The organism is Streptomyces sp. NPDC059668, from assembly GCF_042734135.1.
Classification (GTDB): Bacteria; Actinomycetota; Actinomycetes; order Streptomycetales; family Streptomycetaceae; genus Streptomyces.
On sequence record NZ_JBHWEL010000054.1, the window covers coordinates 1 to 18555 of the forward strand.

Annotated in this window: 16 protein-coding genes and 1 pseudogene; 5 read left to right on the forward strand and 12 right to left on the reverse strand. The window is 72.5% G+C overall.

Translation table 11 applies throughout. From position 1 onward, the window contains the following. Positions 1-179: 179 nt before the first annotated feature. Complete coding sequence (locus ACFV2J_RS30155; protein ID WP_385441581.1) at positions 180-1742, reverse strand: protein kinase; 1563 nt, start codon at positions 1740-1742, stop codon at positions 180-182. Positions 1743-2130: 388 nt separating this feature from the next. Between ACFV2J_RS30155 and ACFV2J_RS30160 the strand changes: the two genes are divergently transcribed. Then, positions 2131-3768, forward strand: coding sequence for a protein kinase (locus ACFV2J_RS30160; protein ID WP_385096997.1), 1638 nt, complete (start codon positions 2131-2133; stop codon positions 3766-3768). Positions 3769-3980: 212 nt separating this feature from the next. On the opposite strand, the gene ACFV2J_RS30165 is transcribed toward ACFV2J_RS30160, so the two are convergent. After that, positions 3981-4523 carry a bacterial proteasome activator family protein gene (locus tag ACFV2J_RS30165; protein WP_385098221.1) on the reverse strand — a complete coding sequence of 181 codons (543 nt, stop codon included), beginning with the start codon at positions 4521-4523 and terminating at the stop codon, positions 3981-3983. 135 nt (positions 4524-4658) lie between these two features. After that, a complete protein-coding gene (locus ACFV2J_RS30170; RefSeq protein ID WP_385098218.1) occupies positions 4659-5102 on the reverse strand; it encodes a hypothetical protein in 444 nt (147 codons plus the stop codon). A gap of 166 nt (positions 5103-5268) precedes the next feature. Between ACFV2J_RS30170 and ACFV2J_RS30175 the strand changes: the two genes are divergently transcribed. Further along, entirely contained in the window at positions 5269-5457 is a 189-nt protein-coding gene (locus ACFV2J_RS30175) for a hypothetical protein (RefSeq protein WP_385098215.1), read from the forward strand. 120 nt (positions 5458-5577) lie between these two features. Here the strand turns inward: ACFV2J_RS30175 and ACFV2J_RS30180 are convergent, their stop codons facing one another. Both ACFV2J_RS30180 and ACFV2J_RS30185 read right to left on the reverse strand, forming a co-directional pair. Further along, complete coding sequence (locus ACFV2J_RS30180) at positions 5578-6558, reverse strand: NAD(P)H-quinone oxidoreductase (protein ID WP_385441586.1); 981 nt, start codon at positions 6556-6558, stop codon at positions 5578-5580. A gap of 10 nt (positions 6559-6568) precedes the next feature. Next, positions 6569-7252: pseudogene (locus tag ACFV2J_RS30185) on the reverse strand (potassium channel family protein); the annotation flags it as partial. 261 nt (positions 7253-7513) lie between these two features. Here ACFV2J_RS30185 and ACFV2J_RS30190 point away from each other — a divergent pair. Together ACFV2J_RS30190 and ACFV2J_RS30195 are read left to right on the forward strand one after the other, a co-directional pair. Next, entirely contained in the window at positions 7514-8623 is a 1110-nt protein-coding gene (locus ACFV2J_RS30190) for a potassium channel family protein (protein WP_385095759.1), read from the forward strand. Between the two features lie 192 nt (positions 8624-8815). Continuing rightward, the gene (locus ACFV2J_RS30195; RefSeq protein ID WP_385441590.1) at positions 8816-9409 is read left to right on the forward strand and encodes a hypothetical protein; all 594 of its coding nucleotides are present in this window, start codon (positions 8816-8818) and stop codon (positions 9407-9409) included. A gap of 158 nt (positions 9410-9567) precedes the next feature. Here the strand turns inward: ACFV2J_RS30195 and ACFV2J_RS30200 are convergent, their stop codons facing one another. The 5 genes from ACFV2J_RS30200 to pdhA are packed head-to-tail and all read right to left on the reverse strand — an operon-like array spanning position 9568 to position 15643. After that, a complete protein-coding gene (locus ACFV2J_RS30200; RefSeq protein WP_385095765.1) occupies positions 9568-10989 on the reverse strand; it encodes a molybdopterin molybdotransferase MoeA in 1422 nt (473 codons plus the stop codon). Continuing rightward, positions 10989-11975, reverse strand: coding sequence for an NTP transferase domain-containing protein (locus tag ACFV2J_RS30205; protein WP_385441593.1), 987 nt, complete (start codon positions 11973-11975; stop codon positions 10989-10991). Before ACFV2J_RS30205 ends, ACFV2J_RS30200 begins: the two co-directional genes overlap by 1 nt. Before the next feature lie 25 nt (positions 11976-12000). Then, a complete protein-coding gene (locus tag ACFV2J_RS30210) occupies positions 12001-13476 on the reverse strand; it encodes a dihydrolipoamide acetyltransferase family protein (RefSeq protein ID WP_385441595.1) in 1476 nt (491 codons plus the stop codon). Next, the gene (locus ACFV2J_RS30215; RefSeq protein WP_385086148.1) at positions 13476-14480 is read right to left on the reverse strand and encodes an alpha-ketoacid dehydrogenase subunit beta; all 1005 of its coding nucleotides are present in this window, start codon (positions 14478-14480) and stop codon (positions 13476-13478) included. The genes ACFV2J_RS30210 and ACFV2J_RS30215 overlap by 1 nt, the downstream gene beginning before the upstream one ends. Next, positions 14477-15643, reverse strand: coding sequence for a pyruvate dehydrogenase (acetyl-transferring) E1 component subunit alpha (gene pdhA / locus ACFV2J_RS30220; protein WP_385086150.1), 1167 nt, complete (start codon positions 15641-15643; stop codon positions 14477-14479). The genes ACFV2J_RS30215 and pdhA overlap by 4 nt, the downstream gene beginning before the upstream one ends. A gap of 174 nt (positions 15644-15817) precedes the next feature. Between pdhA and ACFV2J_RS30225 the strand changes: the two genes are divergently transcribed. Next, positions 15818-16318 (forward strand): Lrp/AsnC family transcriptional regulator, encoded by a 501-nt coding sequence (locus tag ACFV2J_RS30225; RefSeq protein ID WP_385086152.1) that lies wholly within the window; start codon positions 15818-15820, stop codon positions 16316-16318. Positions 16319-16320: 2 nt separating this feature from the next. Here the strand turns inward: ACFV2J_RS30225 and ACFV2J_RS30230 are convergent, their stop codons facing one another. Both ACFV2J_RS30230 and ACFV2J_RS30235 read right to left on the reverse strand, forming a co-directional pair. Continuing rightward, positions 16321-16911 carry a TetR/AcrR family transcriptional regulator gene (locus ACFV2J_RS30230; RefSeq protein ID WP_385086154.1) on the reverse strand — a complete coding sequence of 197 codons (591 nt, stop codon included), beginning with the start codon at positions 16909-16911 and terminating at the stop codon, positions 16321-16323. Beyond that, positions 16908-18422: a 3-hydroxyacyl-CoA dehydrogenase gene (locus tag ACFV2J_RS30235; protein ID WP_385086156.1), complete on the reverse strand. Its 1515-nt coding sequence runs from the start codon at positions 18420-18422 to the stop codon at positions 16908-16910. Before ACFV2J_RS30235 ends, ACFV2J_RS30230 begins: the two co-directional genes overlap by 4 nt. Positions 18423-18555: the final 133 nt, after the last annotated feature.

An 18555-nucleotide genomic window follows, 5' to 3' on the forward strand; every position in this document is an offset into this window, starting at 1 on the left:
CCAGCCCCGGCCAGCGCGCCCGCCCCCCCGGCGCCGGGCGCGCCCCGCCCCCCGGCCGCGCGCCCCCCCCGCCCGGCCCCCCGGGGCGGCGCCGCCCTGGGGGCCCGGAAACACCACGCGCGCGTGGCGCCCGTTTCCGGGCCTCACGCGCGCGTGGAGGGCGTCTCGGTCGGATCACCTCAAGGATTCGCGGTGTTGCCCTGGGTGTCGCCACCACCGTCTCCGGTGGGGTCCGGGGAGGCCGGCGCGTCGGTGCTCGGCTCGTCCGACGGTTCCGAGGGCGTCGACTTCGTCGGGGTGTCCGAGGGCTCGTCGGACGGCTCGTCGGAGGGACGGCTGCTGTAGCTCTTGGACGGGGTGTACGACGGCGTGTAGTCCGAACCGGAGTCCGAGCCCGTGCCGTTGTCCGTGGAATTGTCCGTCGAGGTGTCCGTGGAGTCGTCGCTCGGGCTCGCGCTGGGCTCGTCGCCCTTCTCGGACGGCGTGACCTTGGGCGACTGGGTCGTGCCGGTGCCGCCGCTGCCGCCGCCACCGGTGTTGTTGAGGGCGAGCGCGACCCCCGCCGCGATCGCGATCACCGCGAGCACCGCGAGGATCCACAGCTTGCCGCGGCCGCCGCCCCCGTTGCCGCGCCCCTCGAAGCCGCCGTCGTCCCCGCCGCCGTACGGCGGGATGATCGGCGCCGGGATCTGCGTGGTCCCGGACTCACCGGGATGCGGCAGCGCGGTCGTACCCGCGAAGCCCGCCGCCGGGGTGTGCAGCCCCTCGTGCACCGTGACCGGCCCGGTGTTCCAGGTGCCGGTGTGGCCGCCCTGGTCGTACAGCATCTGAAGCCCGTACTGGACGAGCCCGCGCATCTCCTCGGCCGTCTGGAACCGGTCGTCCGGCTCCTTCGCGAGCGAGCGCATGACCAGCCCGTCGAGCTCGGGCGGCGCCGCCGCCGCGACCTCGGACGGGGGCACCGGGATGTCCTGGACGTGCTGGTAGACCACCGACAACGGCGTCTCACCGGTGAACGGGGGCCGCAGCGCGAGAAGTTCGTAGAGCAGACAGCCGGTCGCGTACAGGTCGGAGCGGTGGTCGACGGCCTTGCCGAGCGCCTGCTCCGGGGAGAGGTACTGCGGGGTGCCCATGACCATGCCGGTCTGGGTCATCGTCGACTGCGCGCCGTGCAGGGCGCGCGCGATGCCGAAGTCCATCACCTTCACGGCACCGGTCTGCGTGATGATCACGTTCGCCGGCTTGATGTCCCGGTGCACGATGCCGTGCTGATGCGAGTAGGCAAGCGCCTCCAGCACACCCGAGACGATGATCAGCGCCTGCTCGGGCCCGGGGGCCTCGGCGTTGATGAGCAGGTCCCGGATGGTGCGGCCCTCGACCAGCTCCATCACGATGTACGGGACGACCCCGTGCCCGACCACGTCCTCGCCGGAGTCGTACACGGCGACGACGGCGTGGTGGTTGAGTCCGGCCACCGACTGGGCCTCGCGTGTGAAGCGGGCCTTCGAGACCGGGTCCTCGGCCAGGTCCGAGCGGAGCAGTTTGACCGCGACGGTGCGCCCGAGGCGCACGTCCTCGGCCGCGAACACCTCGGCCATGCCGCCCCGGCCTAGTCTGTGGGTCAGCCGATACCGGCCATCCCCCACAAGTCCGCCGTTACCCCACATCTCCGGCGCATCTGACATACCGCCGCCAGTCGCCTCGGGGTCGGACGGGCCCTGAGCGCGCTGCTGCTGTGCCATCAGTCCTCGCCGTCGTTTCTGCCCGCGGTCTGCGCGGTGGTTGTTACGGTCTCCGTCGAGCCACGCTACAGGCTCGGCGCGGGGTGCCGGTCCGAGATGGGATCGAGATGGACCGGCCATCCAACCCGCCCCGGGTACCCGCGCGCAAATCCTGTGTACCGCCCGTACGGCACCTGTAACGCTTCCGCGACGCTTCTTTCGCGTACGGTCACGGAACGGGCACCGAGCTTGACGTGTCACCGCCCTCGGGCAGACTTGGCCGGGAATCAGCCAATCGATCACCGGACCACAGGTGATCACAGCCGATCGGTTCGATCACAGTCAATCGATCACGGACCGCGGGAGCAACCAGCCGACGCTGCCGCCGTGCCGATGGGGGACGCAGAACATGAGCCAGGACGGCGCACAGGGCCGGTACGCGGGGCGCGCGGTCGCCGGTGGCCGCTACCAGCTGCGCGATCTGCTCGGCGAGGGCGGCATGGCCTCGGTGCATCTCGCGTACGACTCGGTGCTCGACCGCCAGGTGGCGATCAAGACACTGCACACGGAGCTCGGCCGTGAGCAGGCCTTCCGCGAGCGTTTCCGCCGCGAGGCCCAGTCGGTGGCCAAGCTCACGCACACGAACATCGTCTCGGTCTTCGACACCGGCGAGGACGTCCTCAACGGCATGACGACGCCGTACATCGTCATGGAGTACATCGAGGGCAAGCCGCTCGGCTCGGTCCTCGACGCGGACATCCAGCAGTACGGCGCCATGCCCGCCGACAAGGCCCTGAAGATCACCGCGGACGTGCTGGCGGCCCTGGAGATCAGCCACGAGATGGGTCTGGTCCACCGGGACATCAAGCCGGGCAACGTGATGATGACGAAGCGCAACGTCGTCAAGGTGATGGACTTCGGCATCGCCCGCGCCATGCAGTCCGGGGTCACCTCGATGACCCAGACCGGCATGGTGGTCGGCACCCCGCAGTACCTCTCTCCCGAGCAGGCGCTCGGCCGGGGTGTGGACGCCAGGTCGGACCTGTACTCGGTCGGCATCATGCTGTTCCAACTGGTCACCGGACGGCTGCCGTTCGAGGCCGACTCGCCGCTGGCCATCGCGTACGCGCACGTCCAGGAGGAGCCGGTCGCGCCCTCCTCGGTCAACCGCTCGCTGCCGCCGGCCGTGGACGCGCTGATCGCCCGCGCGCTCAAGAAGAACCCGAACGAGCGTTTCCCGAGCGCCGAGACGATGCGCGACGAGTGTCTGCGCGTGGCCCAGTCGCTTCAGGTCGCTCCGCCGAGCATCGTGCCGGGGGCCAGGACGTCGAGCGGCGCGGGCGTGGGCTCCGCCGTCTTCCCGCCGGTCGACCAGTCGATGCCGACGCCCGGTCCCGTGCAGACCCCGTACCAGCCGGGCCCCTACGGCGCGCCCACGCCGCCGCCCACGCCCTCCTCCCCGGCGTACGGCTATCCGCAGCAGGGCGGCTACCAGCAGGCCCCGCAGACCGCTCCGTACGCCCCGCAGCACGGTGTGCCGACCCCTCCGCCGTACAACCTCGCGCCCCAGCACGTGACGTCCGTCGCGGGCGGTCCGGGGGACCGCAGGAGCAACAAGGGGGTCGTCATCGGGTCGATCGTCGTCGCGATCGTCGCGATCGGCGGTCTGCTCACCGCCCTGTCGATGAACGGCGGCGGTGGCGGCGACGACAAGGGGGGCGGCGGTACGAGCACGACGCCGTCCGTGGTGGCGAGCCACCGGGGTCCGGACACGTCGAAGACGATCGACACGGAGAAGTGCACGGATCCGCAGGAGTCGTACGACGACCCGGACAAGATCCAGGTTCCGGACTTCACCTACCGGTACATCAAGTCGGTCAAGTCCTGCTTCCAGGCCGCGGGCTGGCGGATGAAGGAGACCCCCGTCGACGAGAACACGTACGGCCAGGGCACGGTCATGGAGCAGTTCCCCACCGCCGGAACGGACGTCGACCCGAAGGACATGCCCGACATCGAACTGAAGGTCTCGACCGGCGACCCGTCCTGAACGACCGGTGACGACGACCGGTGACGACCGGCAGCCGGTCACGACCGGTCCCGGGCAACCGGGCACCGGTGGCCGATGACGGGTGACCATCCGCTCGACGGCCGGAGGCCAGGAGCCGGAAGCCGGAAGCAAGGAACGGGCCCGGCACTCTCGTGCCGGGCCCGCCGTGTCCGTGCCGTCGCCCGCTTTCCGGTCCGCGGTGCCGCGGCGGCCTACAGGTACGGGCCGCCCGAGCGACCGCCCGTCCGCGGATCCTCGTCGCCCTCCGCGCCCCCGACGCCCGGCGGAAGGGCGCGGCGCATCTGCTCCAGCTGCGCCCTGGCCGCCATCTGCTGCGCGAACAGGGTCGTCTGGATGCCGTGGAAGAGACCTTCGAGCCAGCCCACCAGCTGCGCCTGGGCGATCCGCAGCTCGGCGTCGCTGGGGGTCGCGTCGTGGGTGAAGGGCAGCGAGAGCCGCTCCAGTTCCTCGACCAGTTCGGGGGCGAGGCCGTCCTCCAGCTCCTTCACCGAGCTGGCGTGGATCTCCTTGAGCCGGACCCGGCTCGCGTCGTCGAGAGGCGCGGCGCGCACTTCTTCGAGAAGTTGCTTGATCATGCTCCCGATGCGCATGACCTTGGCTGGCTGTTCGACCATCTCTGTCACCGGGACCTCGCGGGAGTCCTCGTCACCGGTGCCACCGAGAGCCATTCCGTCCTGGCCCACGACCAGGATCTGGGGGTTCTCCGGCGACCTTTCGTTCCTCGGCATCTCCATGCCGCCATTGTCTCGCACCCCTCCACCTCATCACGGTGGCGCCCCCCGCACAGGGTGATCCACTCCGCCGGTCACCGTCGGGATGCCGGGAAGATGGTGTCATGTGAGGCTTGCCCCAATGATCATGGGACTCCTCTACCGGGAGGGGGTCACCGGCGTGACTCCATGGCTCGGCCCACCCCGCGGGCTGATATTGCTGCTGATTCTGGCGACCACCGTGGCGGCCCCGTCCTGGGCCGCCTCGTACGCGGCCGCATCCTCCGCACCACCGACAGCACCACCGGCCACCTCGCCGTCCGCTCCACCGTCCGCGTCACCGGCCCGCAGGCCGTCCGCGGCGCCGTCGTCCCGCAGGCCGTCCGCGTCACCGTCCCGCAGCCCGTCCGCGTCACCGGCCCGCCGGCCGTCCCCGTCGGTGTCCCGACGGCCCTCAGCGGTCCACTCGCCGTCCCCTCGGCCCTCCGCCGACCACGCGCCGTCCCGCTCGCCCTCCGTCCCGGCCGCCGCCGCGGCCTCCGGACCGGCCCCAGGGCGGGCCTCCGCCGACGCGCCGTCCGTTCCGGAGGCCGCCGGACCCACCCCCGTCGCGGAGGACTCCCGCGCCGGTAGCGACGCGGGAGCCGGCCGGGCGCGGCCCGGACGCGCGGAGAGGGATCAGGGGCGCGAGGAGAACGACGAGGACTCCCCGCCGACCTACACGGACCGGGATCCCGCCCAGGAGGACACCGGCACCCCGCAGGACAGCGTGGACGGGACGGGAGGCGTCACCACCGGGCCACCGGACGGGGCCGTACCCGTCGAGCAGTACGTCGTCCGCCCCGGCACCGCACCTGCACGGCCGACACTGCGGATCCTGCCCCTGGGCGGCGGCCTGATCCTCGTCGGCCTGGGCCTGGGGATGGCGTTCGTCGCCCTGCGCCTGCGGCGTGGCTGAGCGGTCCGCCCAGCCACACCACCCACTGCCTGGCCGTCTGCCCCCGGCGCCACGCCGTCCGTCGTGGGCTCTCCGAGGACACCGGGGGCCGACAGGACCTCAGGGCCTCAGGAAAACGCGTCAGGGAGCGACGAGCAGCACCTTGCCGATGTGACCGCTCTCCTCCAGGATCCGGTGCGCCGCCGCGGCCTCGCTCATCGGCAGCTCGCGGTCGACCACGGGGCGCACGTGGCTGGAGTCGATCAACGGCCACACGTGCTCGCGGACGGCCGCGACGATCGCCGCCTTCTCGCCGAGCGGGCGGGCGCGCAGCGAGGTCGCGCTGACGGCGGCCCGCTTGGTGAGGAGCGCGCCGATGTCGAGCTCGCCCTTGGCGCCGCCCTGGAGACCGATGATCGCGAGCCGTCCGTTGACGGCGAGGGCCCGCACGTTGCGGTCGAGGTACTTGGCGCCCATGTTGTCGAGGATGACGTCGGCGCCCGTGCCGTCCGTGGCCCGCTCGATCTCCTCGACGAAGTCCTGCTCGCGGTAGTTGATCAGGATGTCCGCGCCGAGCTCGGCGCAGAAGTCGAGTTTCTCCTTGGTGCCCGCCGTGACGGCGACCTTCGCGCCCACGGCCTTGGCCAGCTGGATCGCCATGGTGCCGATGCCGCTGGAGCCGCCGTGCACGAGCAGGGTCTCGCCCGGACGGAGGTGGGAGATCATGAAGACGTTCGACCAGACGGTGCAGGCCACCTCGGGCAGCGCCGCCGCCAGTTTGAGGTCCAGGCCCTCGGGCACGGGCAGCAGCTGTCCGGCCGGGACGACGACCTTCTCGGCGTAGCCACCGCCGGCGAGCAGCGCGCACACCTCGTCGCCGACGGCCCACCCCGAGACACCGGGTCCGGTCTCGACGATGCGTCCCGCGCATTCGAGGCCGGGGTAGGGGGACGCTCCGGGCGGCGGCGCGTAGAAGCCCTGCCGCTGCATCAGGTCGGCGCGGTTGACCGCGCTCGCCACCACCTCGACGAGAACTTCGCCCTCGCCGGGCACGGGGTCCGGGACCTCGTCCCACACCAGCGCCTCAGGCCCACCAGGTTCAGGAATCGTGATCGCGTACATGAGGGCGACGCTACTCCTGCGGGAGGGCCCGGGTGCCCGGCGCCACCGGGGGACGCGGAGCTCCCCGCACGATCGTGATGAGCCGGTCGGTCAGCTGGAGCGCCCCGACGGCCGGATCGTCGTATCCCAGCACCCGGTGCCCGCGTACGACGCTCACCACCAGGTCGCCGGTCTCGCGTACGCCCAGGCCCACCTCGGCCCTTATGACGGGACGTTCGACGATGTCGAGTCCGCTGCCCTGCCGGATGAGGTCCTCCATGACCAGGCCCGCGCTGGGGCTGAGCACGGAGAGCCCGAGGAGCCGTCCCGCCGCGCTGGCACTGGTGATGACGGCGTCGGCGCCCGACTGCCGCAGCAGCGGGGCGTTCTCCTCCTCCCGCACCGCGGCCACGATCTTCGCCTGGCGGTTGAGCTGCCGGGCGGTCAGCGTGACCAGCACGGCCGTGTCGTCGCGCTGGGTCGCGATGATGATCTGCCGGGCCTTCTGGACCTCGGCCCGTGCCAGCACGTCGCCGCGGGTCGCGTCACCGACGATCACCGTGTATCCCTCGGCCGTCGCCGCGGCGGCCGCCTCGGAGCCGGGGTCGACGACCACGACCTGCTCCTTCCTCAGCCCCGTCACGCAGACGGTCCGCACCGCCGACCGCCCCTTGGTCCCGAAGCCGACAACAACCGTGTGGTCCCTCAAGGCCGCCCCCTCCAGCAGTCTTCCGCATGCACCCTACGAACCTGGCAACGGTGACGACGCTACTGCCAACGGGTACGGCGCCACCGCCGACAGGACGGCGCGCCCGCGTTCGTCCGGGAGGCTCCCCGCTCGCCCTCCGGCGGTCGTGGCCGAGGTCGCGGCAGGGGGGCGGCGTGCCGGATTCCGCGGCCCGCGTGCCGGGGAACGTTCGTCCGGGACCATGGTCACCGTGCTGACCGACCGGATCACCGCCGCAGGGGGCAAGCCATGAACCACGACAAGCAGCCACTCCCCAGACCCGAGAGGTTCTCGATCCTCCGGTCCCTCTGGCACCGGTCGCGGGTGGAGGCCCTGGAGGACGCCGAGGCCGGACGCTCCATCACCATGCCCGCCGAGAGCCCACTGCCGCCGCTCCAGCAGGTCCTGCGGCGGCTGGCCATGGCGCTGTTGGTGCTGGCCGTGACGACGGTCCTCGTCTGGGTCGACCGTGACGGCTACAACGACAACGCGGACGGCCGCGTCGACTTCCTGGACGCCGCGTACTACGCGACCGTCACCCTCTCGACCACCGGGTACGGCGACATCACTCCGGTGAGCGACGCCGCCCGGCTCACCAACATCCTCGTCATCACGCCGCTGCGTGTGCTGTTCCTGATCATCCTGGTCGGCACCACGCTGGAGGTCCTCACCGAGCGCACCCGCCAGCAGGTGCGCGTCCACCGGTGGCGTTCGCGCATGCGGGACCACGTCGTGGTCGTCGGATACGGCACCAAGGGGAGGCACGCCGTCGAGTCGCTGCTGGGCCAGGGCACGGCGAAGGACCACATCGTCGTCGTCGATCCGCAGCGCAAGGCGGTCGAGGCCGCCGGCAACGACGGGCTCGTGGCCGTGCTCGGCGACGCGACACGCACCGACACCCTGCGCAAGGCCGAGTTGCAGACGGCCGCCCGCGTCATCGTCGCCCCGCAGCGCGACGACACCGCGGCGCTGGTCACACTCACCGCACGCCAGCTCAACAAACGCGCGGCTCTCGTCGTCGCGGTCCGGGAGGACGAGAACGTCCCCCTGCTCAGACAGAGCGGCGCGGACACCGTGGTCACGAGTTCCAGCTCGGCGGGCCGTCTCCTCGGCGTCTCCGTCGCCAGCCCGCACGTGGCCGACACCCTGGAGGACCTGATGACCCACGGCAGCGGACTCGATCTCGTCGAACGTGCGGTGAGCGAGGAGGAGGTGGGCCGGTCTCCTCGCGAGTGCTCCGATCTCGTCGTCGCCGTCGTACGGCGCAAGAAGGTGCTGGACCACACCGACCCGGAGGCCGCCGTCCTTCAGCCCGGAGACCGGGTGATCAGCATCAGGCAGAGCCTTCCGCGCAGTTGAACGGGCGACACGCGCTGACGGCACGCCAGGCACTCATCTCCGAGCCGTTATGCGGTGAGTTCCTCTTTTGCACCCGTCCGGTCCCCTGACATCACACGTTGGACATGCCCGATATGACAGCGATTGGTGCCATTAGTACGTTCAACACAGGTCGGCTGTCCGGCCGACGTCTCCGAGGCAGAGAGAAGTCCCATGCCCACGCGTACTTTCGCCGTGGCCGCCGCCGTAGGCGCAGCGGCCTTCGCCACCACCGGCATCACCTACGCCTCACCCTCCGAGTCCACGCAGGCCGCCCCGGCCGCCCATCGGGCGCTCCCGGCCGCCCACCAGGCCGCCCCCTCCACCAAGAAGGCCATCCCCGCCACGCCTCCCCTCGACGGCGGCAGCGCGAACGTGAACAAGGGCGGCGAGGGCGGCGACCGTGACGGCGGCGACCGCGGGGGACGCGGCCACGGCTCAGGCCACGAGGGACCCGGGTACATCTACTTCAACGAGCGGACGTACTCCGGCTCCATCGAGGGTTGCATCGCCGCGGCCAGCGGTCTGGGCGCCAACAGCTTCAGCATCGAAAACGACAGCTGGAGGACCGTCGAGGTCTATCGCGGGTTCAACTGCAACGGCGGCTCCCCGGTCGCCACCGTCGGCCCCCACGGCGCCACCCACGGTGTCGTGACCAGTCCCAACTACGGAGACGCGTTCGGGACCGACGCACTGATCGCCGGCGCCATGTTCGGTGACGACGGTGTCGTGGGCAGCTTCCGGGTGATCAACGACAACGAGTGGTGACAGACCGCCGGTCCGACCGGCGTCCCTGACGGACGACCGGAGCACGGTCCGGACGTTTCACGTGAAACACTCCTCGATCCCGATCATCCCGATCCCGATCACCCCGCTCACCGTCCGGCGCATGAGCCGGCTCCGGCCGGCGCCCTGACTCATGTCGATCAGATACCGGCTCCGGCCAACGCCCAAGGGAGGTCCAGGAGTTCCAGCTCCTGACCTGGGCGGGCACCACCGGGCGGTACGACCGCGAGGGCGTCGGCGGCGGCGATGCCGCGCAGCATGGCCGGACCGTTGTAGCGCAACGGAACCGCCTGGTCGCCGTGCAGGGTGACGGGGATGAGCCGGGTGTCGTACGGGTGTCCGTGCACTCCTTCCCCGACAGGCAGCGTGTACGGCTCCGGCGCCACCCGCCCGGCCAGGATGCGCAGCAGCGGCTCGGCGAGCGTGAGCAGGCCTGAGACGGCCGCCAGGGGGTTGCCGGGCAGGCCGACGAGATACTGGTCCTCCTTGGTGCGGGCCAGCAGCATGGGGTGGCCCGGGCGCACCTTGACCCCGTCCACGAGGAGCGGGGCGCCGATACGGCTCAGGGTCGGATGGACGTGGTCGACGGGGCCCGCGGCGGTGCCGCCCGTCGTGACGATCAGGTCGGCGCCGGAGCCGGTGATCGCCTTGTGCAGGGCTTTGGCGTCGTCGCCCAGTCTGCGCACGGCGACGACGTCGGCGCCGAGCGCGCGCAGCCAGGGCGGCAGCATCGGGCCGAGCGCGTCCCGGATCAGACCCTCGTGGGGGAGTCCTTTGGTGAGCAACTCGTCACCGAGGACGAGGACTTCGACGCGTGCGCGAGGGATGACGGCGAGGGTGTCGTATCCGGCGGCCGCGGCGAGGCCCAGCACGGCGGGGGTGACCAGGGCGCCGGAGGACAGGAGCTGGTCTCCGCTGCGGCACTCCTGGCCGCGCGGCCGGATGTCCTGACCGTGCACGACCGTGGGCGTCCCGCCGGACCGCCCCGAGCCGAGGGCGCCGGGGAGGGTCGCGTGCAGCCGTCCCTTGTCGTCGATGTGTCCGTGCTCGCTGCGCAGGACGGCGGTGGCGTCCCGCGGGACGCGTGCGCCGGTGGCGATCCGCACCGCCTCGCCGTCGGTGAGCCGCTCCGGCTCCGTGCGGCCCGCGAGGACTCCTTCCTCACGGACGTCCCAGGGTCCCGGGCCTGCGACCGCCCAGCCGTCCATCGCGGAGGTGTCGAAGGACGGCAGGTCCGTGAGCGCGGTGAGCGGCGCGGCCGTCACCAGGCCCAGTGCCGCGTCGAGCGGGACGGAGCGGTGAGCGCGGCGCGGCAGGGCACGGGCGGCGCGCTCGGCGGTGGTGCGGGCGTCGGGCCAGGGGGTGGCCCGGTGCTCCGCGCCGTGCTCGTGCCGCTCGGCGTGCGGAGCGTGTCCGGTCCCGGGCGCGGGTGTGCGGGCCCCGGTGGCGTCGTGGCCCCGCCCGGGACCCGCCGGGCGTCGGGGGTCCTTGACCAAGGCCAGGGCCTCCTCCACGTCGAGTTCGTCGGCGTCCTGGCCGACGCGGGCGCCCGGCGAGGTCATCAGGCGTCCGGGGCGGCGTGGGAGCCGGGCTCGGCGCCGGAATCCGTGGCGGCGCGGGAGTCCGGCCCCGCTCCGGTATCGGCGTCGGGTGTGCCCTCGGGGGTGTCCTCCTCGGCCCAGCGCAGCGCCAGTGCCGCGGCCTTGCGGGCGGCCTCGGCCACGGCCTCGGGGCCTCCCCCGGCCCGCGCGGCCGCGTATCCCACGAGGAACGTGGTCAGCGGTGCCGCGGGCCGCGCGACTCCGTGCGCGGCGTCGCGCGCCAGGTCGAGCAGGACGCCGGTGTCGACGTCCAGGTCGATGCCCAGTTCGTCCTTGACTGCGGAAATCCATTCATCCAACACGTGCCCATGCTCCCTGATACGTGCCCGGGCGGCGGCGATGTCGTCCCAGGTGTCGCAGTCGAAGGACGCGACGGGGTCGGAGATGCGGGTGAGGTCCAGCGCGGCGGTGAGCCGTCGCAGCGGCAGACCGGACAGGCCGCCGTGCGCGGCGGTGAGCGCGGCCAGTTCCCGGCGCAGGGCCCCCGCCCGGTACGCGGCCACGAGCGGCTGGTCGCGGCCGCCCGGATCGCTGAGCAGCACGCCCTCGGGGCGCCCCGCGCCGTATGGGGTGTCGCTCCCCCGCAGCGTGTCCAGGAGACGTCGTACCGTCCCCTCGTCCAGGAACGGCAGATCGGCGGAGAGCACCACGACGTCCTCCGCCGACGTGCGCCGCAGGCCGGCGTCGAGCGCGGCCAGCGGTCCTCCGCCCGGCGGCTCCTCGTGGGCCCACCGCACGGGTCGCGCGGTGGCTCTGGGCTCGGCCACGACCACTGTGGTGGTGGCCGCGCCACAGGCGGCGAGCACCCGGTCGAGCAGGGGGCGCCCGCCCACCCGCACACCGGGTTTGTCCGCGCCGCCCAGCCTCCGGGCGGCGCCGCCGGCGAGCACGACGGCGTCGTACGGGGCGGCGGGGCCGGGGGCGCCCGGTGGCTCGTACGCGGTCATCCCCCGAGTATGCGGGCCGCGGCGATCACAGGGAACGCAGCAGCACCGCCGGCTGCTCGACACAGTCCGCCACGTACCGGAGGAAGCCGCCCGCCGTGCCGCCGTCGCACACCCGGTGGTCGAAGGTCAGCGAGAGCTGGACGACCTGTCGCACCGCCAGCTCGCCCTGGTGCACCCAGGGTTTGGGGACGATCCGGCCGACGCCGAGCATGGCCGCCTCGGGGTGGTTGATGATCGGTGTGGAGCCGTCGACGCCGAACACCCCGTAATTGTTCAGCGTGAAGGTGCCGCCCGTGAGGTCACCGGGGGTCAGGGTCCCCGTCCGTGCGGCCTCGGTGAGCCGGGCGAACTCGGCACTGAGCGACTGCGCGTCGCGGGTGTGCGCGTCCCGGACGACGGGGACGACGAGGCCGCGTTCGGTCTGTGCCGCGAAGCCGAGGTGGACGTGGCCGAGCCGGACGATCTCGCGGGCTTCCATGTCGACGGTCGAGTTGAGCTCCGGGTGGCGCGCCAGCGCGGCGGTGCAGATCCGGGCCAGCAGCGCGAGCAGGGAGATCTTCGGACCGCCGGCGGCGTTCATCGCCGCGCGGGCGGCGAGGAGTTCGGTCGCGTCGGCGTCCACCCAGCAGGTCGCGTCGGGGATCTCGTGCCGGCTGCGGGAGAGCTTGTCGGCGACGGCGCCCCGGATGCCGCGCAGGGGGACACGGGTGTCGGCCGCGGGCGCGGCGGTGGGCATGGGGGCGGGGGCCGCTTCGGGGGTACGGAGTCCGGTGAGGGCCTCCGGCCGTCCGGGGGCGGCGTCGGGCGAGCGCAACGCGTGTTCCACGTCCGCCCGCAGGATCAGCCCGTCAGGGCCGGAGCCCGTCAGCGCCCTCAGGTCCAGGCCGTTCTCCCGGGCGATCCTGCGCACCAGCGGTGAGATGACGGGAACGGGGCCGGTCGTCAGCGTTCCCGCGTTACCGCGTTCCCGCCCGTCCGTCAGTCCCCGCGCGTCCATGCGCTCGGGCACGGCCGCCCGCCCGGGGGCCGCCGTGTCCACGCCGGTTCCCCGGCCCGTGCCGAGTGGCCCAGTGGAGGAGGCCGCTCCCCGGCCGGCGGCCGGGGAGCCGCCGTTCGACAGGGCGTCCCCGGCGGGCCGGGCGGGCGTGACCGGCGCCGTCCGCACCCTCCTGCGCCGCGCCGGAGGCGCCCCGGTGCCGTAGCCCACGAGCACATTGCCGGACCCTTCGTCCGCGCCGCCGGAGGCCGGCGCGTCGCCGCCGACCGCGACCGTCAGCAGGGGGGAGCCGACCGGCAGTTCCGTGCCCTCCTCGCCGAAGCGGGCCGTGACCACGCCCCCGTAGGGACACGGGACCTCGACCATCGCCTTGGCCGTCTCCACCTCCACGACGGGCTGGTCGACGGCGACGACGTCACCGACCTCCACGAGCCAGCGGACGATCTCCGCCTCGGTGAGTCCCTCGCCGAGGTCGGGAAGCTTGAACTCCAGCACCTGAGCCATCAGTGGTCCGCCTCCCACTGGAGGCGCGCCACGGCGTCCAGGATCCGGTCGACTCCGGGCAGATGGTGCCGCTCCAGCATCGGCGGCGGATACGGGATGTCGAACCCGGCCACCCGCAGCACCGGCGCCTCCAGGTGGTGGAAGCAGCGCTCGCTCACCCGGGCCGCTATCTCCCCGCCGGGGCCGCCGTAACCGCCGGACTCGTGCACGACGACCGCGCGTCCGGTCCGCCGCACCGACGCGGCCACCGTCTCGTCGTCGAAGGGGACGAGGGAGCGCAGATCGACGACCTCCAGGTCCCAGCCCTCGGCCCGCGCGGCTTCGGCGGCCTCCAGGCAGACGGGCACGGACGGCCCGTAGGTGATGAGCGTGGCGCTGCGGCCCGCCCGGCGCACCACCGCGCGGCCTATCGGCTCCACGGACTGCGGCTCGTCGGGGTTCCAGGTGTCCTTCGACCAGTAGAGCCGCTTGGGCTCCAGGAAGACGACCGGGTCGTCGGAGGCGATGGAGGCGCGCAGCAGCCCGTACGCGTCGGCGACCGTCGCGGGCGTGACGACATGGAGGCCAGGAGTGGCCATGTAGTACGCCTCGGAGGAGTCGCTGTGGTGCTCGACGCCACCGATGCCGCCGCCGTACGGGACACGGATGGTCAGGGGCAGCGGCATGGCGCCGCGGGTGCGGTTGCGCATCCGCGCCACGTGCGAGATCAGCTGCTCGAAGGCCGGGTAGGCGAAGGCGTCGAACTGCATCTCCACGACCGGCCGCAGCCCGTACATCGCCATGCCGACGGCCGTGCCGAGGATGCCCGCCTCGGCGAGCGGGGTGTCCGTGCAGCGGTCCTCGCCGAACTCCTTGGCGAGGCCGTCGGTGACCCGGAAGACGCCGCCGAGGGTGCCGACGTCCTCGCCCATGACGTGGACGCTCGGGTCGGCGGCCATGGCGTCGCGCAGCGCGCGGGTGAGGGCCTGCGCCATCGTGGCGGGTTTGAGGGCGACGGTGGTCATCGGCCCCTGCCTTCCGACTCGGATCCGGCGGCGGTGTCCGGCTCGGCCTCGGCCGCCAGCTCCGCACGCAACTGCGCTTCCTGTTCACGCAGTTGCGGTGTGGGCTCGGCATACACATGGGCGAACAGGTCCATGGGGTCGAGGACCGGGTCCTGGTTCATCCGGGCGCGCAGGTCCGCGGCCATCGTCTCGGCGGCCTCACGGGCGGCCTGTATGCCCTCCTCGTCGAGGAGACCGCGCTCGGTCAGCTCCTGCTCCAGGAGCACGATCGGGTCGTGCGCGCGCCAGGTCTCGACCTCGGAGTCACCGCGGTAGCGGGTGGCGTCGTCGGCGTTCGTATGGGCCTCGATGCGGTACGTCACGGCCTCGACGAGCGTCGGGCCGCCGCCCGCGCGCGCGTGGCGCACGGCGTCGCTCAGGACCTCGTGCACGGCCGCCGCGTCGTTCCCGTCGACCAGGCGCCCGGGCATTCCGTAGCCGACGGCCTTGTGGGCCAGCGACGGAGCCGCGGTCTGCTTGTCGAGCGGGACGGAGATGGCGAAGCCGTTGTTCTGGACGAGGAAGACGACCGGGGCCTGCCACACGGCGGCGAAGTTCAGCGCCTCGTGGAAGTCGCCCTCGCTGGTGCCGCCGTCGCCCACCAGGGCGAGCGCGACCACGTCGTCGCCCTTCAGACGGGCGGCGTGGGCGAGGCCCACGGCGTGCGGGAGCTGGGTGGCGAGAGGGGTGCACAGGGGGGCGATGCGGTGCTCGCGCGGGTCGTACCCGGTGTGCCAGTCGCCGCGCAGGAGGGTCAGGGCCTGGACGGGGTCGAGGCCGCGGGCGACGGCGGCGAGGGTGTCGCGGTAGCTGGGGAACAGCCAGTCGCGCTCCTCCAGGACGAGCGCGGCGGGGACCTCACAGGCCTCCTGGCCCGTGCTGGAGGGGTAGACCGCGAGGCGGCCCTGCTTGGTGAGGGCCGTGGCCTGGGTGTTGTAGCGGCGGCCTCGCACCAGCTCCGTGTACAGACGGCGCAGCAGATCCGGGTCGACCTGTGCGGCCGTTTCGGTGCCGAGGACGCGATGGGGCAGCGCGTCGGGCAGCAGCGGCGCGGGGTCGGTGCGGGGCTGCCAGGCGGGCGGCGGCGTGGGCCGGTAAGCACCTCGCTGCTCCATGACCGTCATGACGGCACCTCCTCGTGGGAGTGGCTCGGGACGCATCACGGGTGTGATGCGCCTCACCTACCGATTGTTCGGTCGTCGGCACATTTTGGCTACAGGCACCCGCAGGCTGTGGACAAACGGTTCTGCACAGCCTGAGATGGACGCAGTACGTCCATGGTAGGGAGGCGGGGGGACATGGCACCTGAACAAATGGCCGAGCCGCCGGAGGCCGGCGCGGTCGCGCCGCCCGCCCGTCCGCTCGACGCGATCGACCAGGACATCCTGCAGATGCTCCAGGCGGACGGCCGCGCCTCCATACGCTCGGTGGCCGAACGGGTCCACGTGTCACGGGCGAACGCCTACGCGCGGATCAACCGCCTCATCGAGGACGGCGTGATCCGCGGCTTCGGGGCACGCGTCGACCACGAACGCGCGGGACAGGGCACCTCCGCGTACATCACCCTCAAGATCGTGCAGAACTCCTGGCGCACGGTGCGCGAACAGCTGCGGGTGCTGCCCGGCGCGTCCCACATCGCGCTGGTGGGCGGCGACTTCGACGTGCTGCTGCTGGTCCACACGCCCGACAACAGGGCGCTGCGCGAGCTGGTCCTCACCCGGCTCCAGGCGATCCCGGAGGTGCTCAGCACGCGGACGCTGCTCGTGTTCGAGGAGGAGGACCTGGAGCCGGAGGGCTGAGATCAGCTCTCGGCCCTGAGTCCCCCGAAGACCACCTGGACGACCGCGTCGGCCACCTCGCGCTCGCCCATGCCCCGCCCGTCCGGCCGGTACCACTCCACGATCGAGTTGATCATCCCGAAGACGAGCCGGGTCGCGAGCCGGACCTCCACGTCGCTGCGCACGTCCCCGTCCGCCGCCGCGTCCTTCAGCAGCTCGGCCACCCGGTGGTCGAAGTCGCGGCGCCGCTCCAGGGCCCACCGCTCGGTACCCGTGTTGCCGCGCACCCGCAGCAGCAGCGTCACGTACGGCAGCTCGGCGGTCAGCACCTCGACCATCCGCCGTACGACGTACTCCAGGCGCTCCACGGCGCGTCCCACGCGCGCGTGCTCCTCGTCGAGGATCTCGAAGAGGCCTTCGAGAGCGCGGCTGACGGCCCGGCGCAGCAGCTCCTCCTTGCCGGCGACGTGGTGGTAGATCGACGACTTGGAGATGCCGGCCGCCTTGGAGAGGTGCTCCATGGAGGTGCCGTCGTAGCCGCGCTCGTTGAAGACCTGGACGGCTACGGAGAGCAGGGTCTCCGGGGTGTACGTGTCGCGCTTGGCCGTGGTCATGAGGTGCCCTCCCGCTTCTCGGTGGCGTGCCCGTGGCGGTACAGCGCGAGCGAGGGGGCGTAGCGGCCGGAGGGCTCGCGCAGGTGCAGCTCCTCCAGGAGGTCGTGCGCCCAGGTCCTGCCGAGCCTGCGGGACCACTCGAAGGGGCCCAGGGGGTAGTTGACGCCCAGGCGCATCGCGGTGTCGACGTCCTCCTCGGTGGCCACTCCCTTCGCGACGGCGTCGTGCGCCAGGTCGACGATGCGGGCCACGGTCCGGGCGACGATCATGCCGGGGGCGTCCCCGATGACGCTGACGTCCTTGCCCAGCGCCTGGAAGAGGCCGATGGCCTCCGCGACCGTCTGGGGCGCGGTGTCCTGCGAGGCGGACAGGGCGATGCGGGTGGCCCTGCGGTAGTCCAGCGCCAGGTCGAAGTAGACGACGTCGCGGAACTCGATCGAGGTCTGCCCGTCGGCGAGGACCAGCTGGCCGCCGCTGGGCAGCAGCATGCGGGTGCCGTGGTCCTCCTCGTCCTCGCGGACCTGGATGCCCGCCTCGCGGATCAGGGCGACCAGCTCGGAGGCCGGTCCGAGGTCGCCCTCGACGACGACGTGGGCGGGCGGCTGCGCCTTCTCGGCGGTGTGCGGCTCGGGGCGTTCGGCGTCGTCCCCGTAGTCGTACCAGCCGTGTCCCGTCTTGCGGCCGTGCCGGCCGGACTCGACGAGCCGCCGCTGGGCGAGCGAGGGGGTGAAGCGCAGGTCCTGGAAGAAGGCCTGCCACACGGAGTGCGTGACGGACTCGTTGACGTCCTGGCCGATCAGGTCGGTGAGCTCGAAGGCGCCCATCCTGAAACCGCCGGACTCGCGCAGGACCGCGTCGATGGTGGCGGGATCGGCGGCCTGCGACTCGTACACCGCGAAGGCCTCGGCGTAGAAGGGCCGCGCGATGCGGTTGACGATGAAACCGGGGGTGTCGGCGCAGGCGACCGGGGTCTTCCCCCAGGCGCGTGCCGTCTCGTACGCGCGCGTGGCCGACGAGAAGTCGGTCGCGTGCCCGGAGACGACCTCCACGAGGGGCAGCAGCGGCGCCGGGTTGAAGAAGTGCAGTCCGACCAGGCGGCCGGGGTTGCGCAGGGCGCCGCCGATGGCGGTGACGGACAGGGACGAGGTGTTGGTGGCGAGCAGGCAGTCGTCCCCGACGATGTCCTCGAGATCGCGGAACAGCCGCTGTTTGACGTCGAGTTGTTCGAGGACCGCCTCGACGACGAGCACGCAGTCCGCCAGCTCGTCGAGGCTGTGCGCGGGTCGCAGCCGCTCGCGCGCGGCGTCCCGGTCGGCGCCGCTGAACCGGCCCTTCTCCACCAGCCGGTCGAGGCGCGCGCCGATCGCTTCGGCCGCCGCGTCGGCACGGCCCGCGAGGGCGTCGTAGAGCCGCACGGGGTGGCCCGCGACCAGCGCGACCTGGGCGATGCCCTGGCCCATGGTGCCGGTGCCGACGACGGCCACGGGGCTGTTGAGGTCGAGTGCTGTCATGCTCGCGATCCTCCCGCACGGGGTTTTCCACAGATGCGGCGGACCCCCTTGTCCCGACCGATCGTTCGGTTACTCTAACTCTGACTGTCCGTTCCTGCCCAGCTCGCGAGCGCGATGAAGCGCTCCTGAGACG